A 2,655-nucleotide genomic window follows, 5' to 3' on the forward strand; every position below is an offset into this window, starting at 1 on the left:
GGGTAACAAAGAACTCCTGGTTTTCGACGTCGATTCCCTCCGAAAATTCCCCTAAGATCCGTTCCGCAACTTCAATCACTTGAGCTTTATTAAGTCCTTTGAGTAAAATAATGAATTCATCGCCGCCCTGCCGTGAAACAAGCCCTTTGTCTTGCACGGCATTTTTCAGCCTGCTGGCAACTACCTTCAATAAAAGGTCACCTACCCGATGGCCCTTTGTATCATTAATGATCTTGAAGCGGTCAAGGTCAAGAAATAATACCGCTAGCTCTTGATCGCCATTTTTCAAAGCTGCGTTCAGGTGCTTCCTGACCATATTCCTGTTGGGAAGACCGGTGAGGACATCATAATAAGCCATATATTTAATCGTTTTTTCAGCTTTCTTACGCTGAGTGAGATCGCGGCCTACGATCTGTTCCGCCATCCTGCCTTCGTATAAAATCGGCATCGCAGACATCTCTACATCAATTTCTTTCCCATCCACCTGGGTCGCCTTAAATTCGAACCATAATTTCTCCTCGAAATTTTCATCAATCGTCAATTCTCGAGTTTTAATCTTGGAAATCACCTCGGCCGGAATCAAAGTGGAAATCGGCTTTCCTACCAGCTCAGCAGGACTGCCTGCTTTAAAGAGCTTGCAGCCCGCTTCATTGATGTAATCAAGTTTTCCCCTGCTGTATACTGCAATCAAATCAGGCGACATCTCGACAAGGCTTCGGTAACGTCCTTCGCTTTCCTGGCGGTCGGTAATATCAAATAGCACGCTCGTAAAATCAACAAAGTCACCGTTTTCATCAAGCACCGGTATTCCCCTGTCCTGAATCCAGCGGACCTCGCCATCCGGTCGGATAATCCTGTAAATACTAGTAACTGCTTCACCTCGTGAGAACCCTGTTTCCCTTTGCGTTAATACATGGTGATCCTCAGGATGGATGACCTTTTTCCAGAGTGTGCTGTCTTTATAAAACTCTTCTGAAGAATACCCGTATAATTTCTCTATTCCCGATGTAATCAGGAGCGTATCTGTCTTCAAGTCATGAGACCAGATTGCGACATCCAAAGTATCAAAAATACTTTTCAGCCTTTTCTTATTATCCTGCAATTCCTCAGCTGTATGTTCCATCCCTCTAAACAAGCGGATGATTAAAGTCATAAAAATAAAGGTGACACCTATATCGATAAGAGTTCCGATTACTTCACTTATGGAGAAAAAGAATGAAGTGGCCCAATCAATCAACTCTTCAAGCAGAAGAAAAACAATAATATAAAACGCATTGTATTTATGAATTCTCCCATCACTGCCCATTAACAGTTCCCCCATGTGCCCAGCTGCAGATTATTTTCCTAGTATGTATTGGTCTCTTTTTTTCCAAATACTCTAAAACCTTCTCAAAGGCAGATTACTGCCATACAAGAGAAAGAGCAAATGAAAGCTTGCAGCATAATCTTGGAACAACCATACTTTTTAACAGATGTATATTATTAACATATCAAATAACATAGCAATGGCACAACGAGATTATTACAAATGAACTAGAATTTTGAATAATAATGGGTGAATTAAGGGACTTTTCGATATTTTTGTCATTATTCAGGATAAAAACCAGCCTTACGATTTTACGGTTCATTATTGGATTATTTGCATAGACTTCCCGAATAAGGTGCAAAGCAGAATCAATACAAAAAAATACACTTCTTGGAAAAGCCTTATAACGCTTTTCCAAGAAGTGTCGAAAGTTCACTTTTCTTCTCATTTAAATAGATTTTATCCAGTTCTTTTAATTCCTCCGAATTAAATTTCTCGAGGCTGTAAATAAAGATTTCCCAGATCATCTTCTTGCCTGTCTCGTCTGCATTTTTTCCAATCAATAGAAACGAATCAATGAGCGCCAGAAGGATAGAAAAGTCCTGCTTTCCATAGTGTACGATTTGATAAAACGATAAATAAAGAATATCCTTTGTTCTCTTTTGCAGCCTGATGACTCGTGGCTGTTTATCAATATCATAGTATGCGACGTACCTCCCGTTCGCACGAATGCGGCTTAAATCGGCTAATGCCATGCCTAGATGCAATACACAATTCCTTGCTGTGTTTGGGTCATTGATGGCGGGTGAAATCGCCCTTAAGGCAACCTCGACGATTTTCTGAAGCGCAAACTCAGGATCCTGGATGGATGACCGTTCTTTTCCCAGCCTGAGGAATTGATTGAGAGTATCCTCCAGGTTGTCTTCGATTTCTTTATTATGATGGACTCTGAACACAATGCTTTCTTCTGTTAAAAAATCACCAATAAGAAAATTCGCCTCAATCCCTAAATCCCGCTCCGCTGCATAACTCGTCAGCCCTTCATAATCGAGAAGCTGTACATAGCCATATCCTTTACCTTTGACATCTTTGATATGATCGTATGCGAATTCTGCATCCTTCCTGTCTTCTATAACATTTATATATTCACTTTCAAGCGCCTTTTCCTGCCGGCGGATGGAATGTAACGCTCCATCCGTTATTTCGCGGATCAGCTTGCTGACCTGGATGGAGGTGGCCACGTTATGTATGAAATATGCGAAAAATGCCAGACAGATAAACGCAAGGAACACGCCGACAGTCGCCGAAATCACATCGTTTTTATACCAGGACTCGCTCATGAACAAGAG

Annotated in this window: 2 protein-coding genes; both read right to left on the reverse strand. The window is 41.3% G+C overall.

Annotation, left to right across the window (positions count from 1 at the left end; translation table 11 throughout):
- A partial coding sequence (locus WB217_RS13745) for a PAS domain S-box protein (protein WP_423993781.1) occupies nt 1–1,306 on the reverse strand: 1,306 nt, incomplete at its 3' end.
- A 401-nt stretch (nt 1,307–1,707) separates the two neighbouring features.
- The coding region (locus tag WB217_RS13750) for a DUF2254 family protein (protein ID WP_423993782.1) at nt 1,708–2,655 on the reverse strand (948 nt) is incomplete at its 5' end.

It is taken from the genome of Mesobacillus sp. (assembly GCF_049588175.1).
Lineage (GTDB): Bacteria > Bacillota > Bacilli > Bacillales > Cytobacillaceae > Mesobacillus.